Annotated in this window: 7 protein-coding genes; all 7 read left to right on the top strand. The window is 60.4% G+C overall.

The window, feature by feature from the left end; genetic code table 11:
- Window positions 1-281: 281 nt before the first annotated feature.
- The 7 genes from NA637_RS25780 (at window position 282) to NA637_RS23550 (ending at window position 6,646) form a co-directional block, all read left to right on the top strand.
- A complete protein-coding gene (locus tag NA637_RS25780; RefSeq protein ID WP_423836762.1) occupies window positions 282-392 on the top strand; it encodes an NAD(P)-binding protein in 111 nt (36 codons plus the stop codon).
- Between the two features lie 439 nt (window positions 393-831).
- On the top strand, window positions 832-1,098 hold the full coding sequence (locus NA637_RS23575) for a hypothetical protein (protein WP_256074922.1): 267 nt from the start codon (window positions 832-834) through the stop codon (window positions 1,096-1,098).
- Window positions 1,099-1,252: 154 nt separating this feature from the next.
- Window positions 1,253-1,756 (top strand): TRAP transporter small permease subunit, encoded by a 504-nt coding sequence (locus tag NA637_RS23570; RefSeq protein ID WP_256074921.1) that lies wholly within the window; start codon window positions 1,253-1,255, stop codon window positions 1,754-1,756.
- Window positions 1,756-3,078, top strand: coding sequence for a TRAP transporter large permease (locus NA637_RS23565; protein ID WP_256074920.1), 1,323 nt, complete (start codon window positions 1,756-1,758; stop codon window positions 3,076-3,078). The genes NA637_RS23570 and NA637_RS23565 overlap by 1 nt, the downstream gene beginning before the upstream one ends.
- Window positions 3,051-4,229: a TRAP transporter substrate-binding protein DctP gene (gene dctP / locus NA637_RS23560; protein WP_256074919.1), complete on the top strand. Its 1,179-nt coding sequence runs from the start codon at window positions 3,051-3,053 to the stop codon at window positions 4,227-4,229. Before NA637_RS23565 ends, dctP begins: the two co-directional genes overlap by 28 nt.
- 54 nt (window positions 4,230-4,283) lie before the next feature.
- Entirely contained in the window at window positions 4,284-5,858 is a 1,575-nt protein-coding gene (locus NA637_RS23555) for a class I adenylate-forming enzyme family protein (RefSeq protein WP_256074918.1), read from the top strand.
- Window positions 5,855-6,646 carry an enoyl-CoA hydratase/isomerase family protein gene (locus NA637_RS23550; protein ID WP_256074917.1) on the top strand — a complete coding sequence of 264 codons (792 nt, stop codon included), beginning with the start codon at window positions 5,855-5,857 and terminating at the stop codon, window positions 6,644-6,646. Before NA637_RS23555 ends, NA637_RS23550 begins: the two co-directional genes overlap by 4 nt.
- The last annotated feature ends 335 nt before the right edge of the window (window positions 6,647-6,981 follow it).

Below are 6,981 nucleotides of genomic sequence, written 5' to 3'. Positions count from 1 at the left end.
TAATTAACTAACGCGGGCCGGGCTCCGGGCCCGGGGGTGCTGGGCGCGAGGTGAGTCTTCGGCTCGTAGCCGTCCTCCTCCGGATGGCCCGGCGCCCCACCGACATGAGAACGATCCGCGCCAATAGTTCCGGATCAGGGCGCTAGCAGACGTTATACATGCCCGCCATTTAGAAATGCAGCGAAGACCGAACTGAACTAGAGCGAGGAGAGTACAGCAATGAGCTCCAGGAGAAGACCTCCGCCCCGACGGGGTCGACACGTCGACACTACGACGCGGTTGTGATTGGCGCCGGGTTCTCCGGCCTTTACATGCTTTACCGCCTCCGTCAACTGGGCATGTCCGTCCGGACGTTCGAGCAGGGGGACGGAGTCGGCGGCACTTGGTACTGAACCGCTATCCCGGAGCCAGGTATGACTCGGAGAGCATGTACTACTCGTACTCGTTCGACCCGGAGCTTGAGCAGGATTGGTACTGGAGCGAGCGCTACCCGGGGCAGCCGGAGATTCTGCGCTACCTCAACGCTACCTCAACCATGTCGCCGACCGGAACGACCTGCGCTGGGACAGCTCCTTTGAGACTCGGGTGACATCGACGGTTTAGGACGAGTCACATAATCTCTGGGTGATCACGACCGGCGACGGAGAAGAAGTGACCACCAAGTACTGTGTGACCGCGGTGGGCTGCTTGTCTTCGGCGAACAAGCCGGAGTTCCCTGGTGCGGAAGTTCCAGGGCGACTCCTACCACACCGGGGACCGTCCGCAAACGGGCGTCGACTTCACAGGAAAGCGGGTAGGGTCATCGGTACGGGGGCCTCCGGAATCCAATCCGTGCCGATGACCGCTGAGCACGCGCAACATCTGACGGTCTTCCAGCGCACACTCAACTTCACCATCCCGGCGGCGAACCGGCCCATGGAACCGGAGTTCGAGCGTCAGTGGAAGGTGAACTACCGGGAGTGGCGGCGCAAGGGACGCGAATCCATGGTCGACATTCCGTATCCGGCCAGCCAGGCCTCGGCGCTCGACACCACGGAGGACGAGCCCTTAACTCAATTGTTACCATGGAAGCGCTGCCGGTCATACCGTTCCTCTTGACCTAACACTTGCTCAAAATGGGGAAGTATTCTAGGTTTATCTTCACTGAAGCAACTTCGATGGGCCCGTCTGCCGTGGGCAGTTCGCGGCGGCTCGCCGAGTTGTCGTTCCCGCGCCGGTAACCGAGCGAATAAGAATAAGAGAGCGTTTCTGGATGCAACGATTCCTGCAATTAACCGACTGGCTCAACGAGATCGTCGGGCGTGTTTTCTCCTGGGCCGTGGTGCTGATCATGCTCATCACGGTGTATGACGTGGCTGTGCGCTACATCTTCGGCCTGCCCACGCTGTGGGCCTTTGACGTGGTGAAGCAGCTCTACGCAGTGGAGTTCATGATCCTTGCCGGCTTCGGCCTGCTGCACAATCAGCACGTCGCCGTGGACGTGTTCACGGCGAAGCTTGATCGCAGAAAGCAGGCAATGCTGGAAGTGGTCTCCTACTGCGTTTTCTTTCTTCCCTTCATGGTCATGCTGATCTGGCAGAGTTATCAGTTCGCGGCGCGATCTTGGGCGACCAAGGAGACGACCTGGGGCGTCATCGCCATGCCGGTCTACCCGATCAAAACGGTCATGGTGATCGCGGCGGTTTTACTGCTACTGCAGGGCATCGCCAAGATCATCCGGGAAGTTTCCGTTATCGTCGGGGAGGAACAGGCATGATGAGTCCGGAGGTTCTGACAGTTGCGATGTTCGTCGGTCTCCTGATCGGCCTGTTCATGGGGCATCCGCTCGCCTTCGTGCTAGGCGGCTTGGCTGTGATCTTCGGGTTCTTGGGGCCGGGGCCCGACGTGTTCGGTATGATCATCAACCGGATCTTCGGTGCCATGGACAACTATGTCCTTGTCGCGGTGCCAATCTTCATTTTCATGGCACGGCTGCTCAGTGATTCGGGTGTGGCCGACCGAATGTTCGAAGTCATGCGCCAGTTGCTGGGCCCGGTGCGCGGCGGCCTGACGCTGGCGGTGATCGCCGTTTCGGTAGTGCTTGCCGCCACCACCGGGATCATCGGTGCGTCGATGACGATGATGGGGCTGCTGGCGCTGCCTTCCATGCTGCAGCATAACTATCAGAAGGAGATGAGCTGCGGTGCCATCGCCGCCGGTGGCAGTCTCGGTATTCTGATCCCGCCGAGCATCATGCTAGTCATCATGGGCAGCTTCGCTTCCATTTCCGTCGGCCAGCTGTTCGCCGCGGCCCTCGTGCCAGGCCTTTTACTCGCGCTCATGTACGGCCTGTACGCGGGCGTGCTCAGCTACTTCAAGCCCGAGATCGGGCCGCCGGTAAGCGAGGAGGAGCGCTCCGAGCTGAACGCCGGCGAACTGTTCGGGCTGATCCTGAAACTGGTGGTGCCGCCCATGCTGCTCGTACTCGGGGTGCTTGGATCCATCTTCGCTGGCATCGCCACCGCGACCGAGGCGGCCTCAATCGGTGCCTTTATTGCGCTGCTACTGGTGGTTGTCTACGGTCGCTTCACCTGGCGAGGTTTCTTCGAGTCGGTCATCGAGTCCGGCAAGACGACCACCATGGTGCTGTTCGTCGTCGTGGGCGCGACTGCGTTTACCGGGGTATTCATCGCCGGCGGCGGTATCGAGGTCTCCAGCGACTTCATCAACGGGTTGGGGCTCGGCAAGTGGGGCACGCTGGTGGTGATGATTCTCATGGTATTCATCCTGGGCATGTTCCTAGACTGGCTGGGGATCATCCTCATCTGTTTCCCGCTGTTTCTGCCAATCGTCGCCGAGCAGGGCTTCGACAAGCTTTGGTTCGTCGTTATCGTCGCGCTGGTGCTGCAGACGTCTTTCCTAACACCGCCGTTCGGTTACGCACTTTTCTACCTGAAGGGCGTCGCGCCCGAAGGGGTCACCACCGGGCACATTTATCGCGGCGTCGTGCCGTTCATCATGCTGATACTGCTAGGAACCCTGCTCTGCACCATTTATCCGCAGATCATCATGTGGCTACCGCGCACCATGTATGGGTAACAACAAATCGACGTGGCAATAACGACATACTTGAGGATGATGTAGTGAAACTAAGCAAAATACTCGCCGGTTCGGCCTGTGCCCTTTTGGCTCTAGCGGCTGTCGGCGACGCCGCCGCCGAACCCATGGAGATCAAGATGACCACGACGTGGCCGCCCGGCATCAACTTGATCGAAGCCGACAAGCACTTCGTCGAAACGGTCAACCAGATCGCCGACGGCAAGCTGAAGATCAACTTTTATCCCGGCGATACGCTAGTACCGTCGACCCAGGTATTCGACGCTGCTTCTTCCGGCACCGTCGATGCCGCGGCCGACTGGCCGGGCTATTGGGCGGGGCAGGATTCCACGTTCGCCTTGTTGGGTTCGTTTCCGATGCTGCTGACGGCCGGTGACTACATACTGTGGCTGCAGCAGTGGGGTGGTTTCGAAGCCTTTCAGAAGGTTTACGGCAAGTTCGACATGGTGTATCTGCCCTATTCCGTCCTGACGATGGAATCCGGTCTGCGCTCGGGGGAGCCACTCGCTTCCCTGGAAGACCACAAAGGCAAGCGCCTGCGCATGTCGGGCCGGCCGCAGGGTGAGATCCTCAAAGAGTTGGGCGCGGCCCAGGTGCAGTTGCCGGGCTCGGAAGTTTATCAAGCACTGGAACGCGGCGTGGTCAGCGGCGCCGAGTTCTCGGCCCCTGCGGTTGACTGGGGCATGGGCTTTCAGGAGGTCACCGAGCATTGGACGACGCCGGGCTGGCATCAGCCGGGTTCGGTCGGCGGCGTCATGATCAACAAGAAGGTCTGGGACGAGATGGGCCCCGAGCTCCAGAACCTGCTCAAGATCGCTGCCAACGCGACGATGACCTGGTCTCTGGCGTACTACGAGAAGGGATCGACCGAGGCAACCGCCAAGTTCAAGGAGGCGGGCGTTGAAGTGCACAGGCTGAGCGATGAGGAAATGGAGCGGCTGCAGAGGATCGCTAACGAGCAGTTGGTAAAGGCTGCTTGCGACAACCCCCTCTATGCCGAGATCGCCTATTCGCAGGTCCAGTTCATGCAGGAATACGCGGATTGGCGTGACTTGCAGGGCGAGTTTGCTTTCGGGCGCAACCCCTCCAGCCTGCCGGATGCCGCTAAGATCAAGTCCTGCATCGAGAACTAATAACGATTACCCCGGGGCGAGGATGCTTGCCCGGGGTAACGGAGGAATACGTTCATGCTCGATAGCCAGATAGATCGCAGCCTGGCCGCTCAGGCTGCCTCCCTCACGGTAGGCGGCCTGTTTCGTTTCCAGGCCCAGTACTACGGGGACCGTATTGCCCTGCAAGACACCGAGCGGGCCTACACCTATCGAGAGGTCAACGAGCGGGTCAACCGCCTAGCCAACCTCTTGTCGTCGCTCGGCGTCAAGCACGGCGACCGCGTCGCGGTCCTGTCCGAAAACCGCGTGGAGTATATCGAGCTGCAGCTGGCTGCAGCCAAGATCGGCGTCATCGTGGCAGCGCAGAATTGGCGTCTCGCGGGAGGAGAGCTCGAGCATTGTATCCGCCTCAGCGAGCCACGGGTGGTAATCGCGTCGCCCCGCTATCAGGAACTGCTCGATTCGGTACCGCACCAAGCTGAATCCGTGCTTTGTTATGGGTCCGAGTACGAAGCTGCACTTGCAGACGCGGCGGCTACCGAGCCGGAAGACGTCGCCGAGCCGGAAGACGGGCTTATCATCCTCTATACCAGTGGCACCACCGGTCTGCCCAAGGGTGCCTTGATCAGTCATCGCGCAATGATCGCGCGCGGCCAGATCTTCTACATCGACCAGGGCATTGAGCGCGACGACGCTTTCGTTGCCTGGGCACCGCTGTTTCATATGGTGTCCACTGATCTGTCGCTGTCGGGGCTGATGCGAGGCAGCAAGATCATTGTCCTGGACGGTTTCGATCCGGATACCCTGGTGAAAGTGGTGGGCAAGGAGCGTATTGGCTGGCTAGTGCTCATGCCGGGCATGATCGAACCGCTCAACCAGCGCATGCGCGAAACCGGCACCCGCCCGGCCGGCGTGAAGGCCGCCGGCTGCATGGCCGACCTCGTACCGCTGCATCAGATCGCCGAGGCGACAGAACTGCTGCGGGCGCCCTATGTTAACAGCTTCGGCTCCAGCGAGACCGGCGGTGCGCCGGCGAGCAAGGCGCTGATCCCAGTAGGGGAGGTGCCGCAGAGCCTGTCCAAGGCGCAGAGCTCCTATTGCGAAATCAAGCTCGTCGACGAGGATGACCATGAAGTGCCGGACGGCGAACCGGGTGAACTCGCCATTCGCGGGCCGAGCCTGTTCAGTGGCTATTGGCGCGCGCCCGAAGTCAACGCAGAGGCCTTCCGCGGCGGCTGGTTCCACATGGGCGACGTCTTCGTGCGCAACCCCGACGGCACGCTCGACTTCGTCGATCGCCGCAAGTACCTGATCAAATCCGGCGGCGAGAATATCTATCCGGCCGAGATCGAGCGCGTGCTCCTAGCCGATGCCCGCATCGACGACACCGTGGTCGTCCGCAAACCCGATGACCGCTGGGGCGAAGTACCGGTGGCGTTCGTGGTATGCAAAGACCCCGGCCTGACCGAGGCCGATGTAGTCGCCTGCTGCGAAGGCAAAATCGCCCGCTACAAACTGCCCAAGGAGGTCCACTTCGTCAGCCAGGAAGACCTACCACGCAGCACTACCGGCAAGATCAAGCGCCACGAACTCGAAGCGCAGCTGAAACAGCCGCTGGACACGGAGTCTCCCTGTGGAGGTAAGCGATGAATGATTCTACAGTTCTGGTTGAGTTTAAGGGCGACGTGGCTTGGTTGACGTTGAACCGGCCGGCATCGATGAATGCGATGTCGGTGGAACTCGTCGCCGGCATCGAGCAGGCCTTGGACCGGGTCGATGAACACCACGGCGTAAGAGCAGTGGTGTTCATCGGCAATGGTAAGGCCTTCAGCGCGGGCGGCGACCTTAAGGCCTTCAAGGAGGCGCTAGGCTCGGGTAATCACGAACGCTTTCTGGCCAGCCTGCGGGCAGGCCAGAAAATGTTCCGCCGAGTCGAGCAATTGTCCTTGCCGACCATCGCCGCTGTCAACGGCGTGGCGGTAGCCGGCGGCCTCGAATTGATACTGAGCTGCGATCTCGCAGTGGCGGCGGAGTCGGCGCGTATCGGCGACGGCCATGCCAAGTTCGGTATCATCCCCGGCGGTGGCTCGTCGGTACGCTTGCCGCGCAAGCTGCCGGTGGCGCTGGCCAAGCAACTGCTGTACACCGGTGAGCTGATGCCAGCAGCGCGACTGGCCGAATGGGGCCTGATCAACAAGGTCGTGCCGGATGCGCAGTTGGTGGAGGAGGTCGAGGCGCTTACCTATTCAATCGCCGCCAACAGCCCGCTTGGATTGCGCTGGATCAAGCGTCTGGTCGACGACGGCCTGCAACAGCCCAGCGACAGCGCTTGGCGTCTCGAGATGGCGGCGTTCGAAAGCTATGCCCGCAGCGAGGACATTCTCGAGGGGCTGTCTGCCTTCGAAGAAAAGCGCAAACCGAGTTTCAGGGGACGGTAGCGGGCATCACATATGCCCTCCTCGGGCTCGAAGAGGATTGGGCGCGGCACCAACTGTTATGACTCGCTGTGAGACCACCGAGCCGGGTCGGACAAGATCATCATGCAGCCCGCCGCCACCAGATTGGCGATAGCCGCTACTGTAATGGGCAGGCTTTAGTACTTCAGTTGTAAATTGGTGCTGTTACTACAGTTGTAGCTAAGCCTATTCATTGGAGCCTCCTTACTTGTTGGCGAAATGCGTCTACCCGAAACGCAGTTGGTTATAATTATGCCCAGTTCCGGATTATGCGCAGTTATTCGGATAATTTGGTAGCTTCTCAAAAAATGGTGGTA

This window comes from Stutzerimonas stutzeri, assembly GCF_024448935.1.
GTDB lineage: Bacteria > Pseudomonadota > Gammaproteobacteria > Pseudomonadales > Pseudomonadaceae > Stutzerimonas > Stutzerimonas stutzeri_AO.
Note: the sequence above shows the minus strand (reverse complement) of the source record. Positions and strands in the feature narration are given on the sequence as shown.

What these genes read in the sequence shown, in the direction of transcription:
- NA637_RS23570 (WP_256074921.1), top strand. Translation starts at nt 1,253, where the DNA reads ATGCAACGATTCCTGCAATTAACCGACTGGCTCAACGAGATCGTCGGG.
- NA637_RS23565 (WP_256074920.1), top strand. Translation starts at nt 1,756, where the DNA reads ATGAGTCCGGAGGTTCTGACAGTTGCGATGTTCGTCGGTCTCCTGATC.
- NA637_RS23555 (WP_256074918.1), top strand. Translation starts at nt 4,284, where the DNA reads ATGCTCGATAGCCAGATAGATCGCAGCCTGGCCGCTCAGGCTGCCTCC.
- NA637_RS23550 (WP_256074917.1), top strand. Translation starts at nt 5,855, where the DNA reads ATGAATGATTCTACAGTTCTGGTTGAGTTTAAGGGCGACGTGGCTTGG.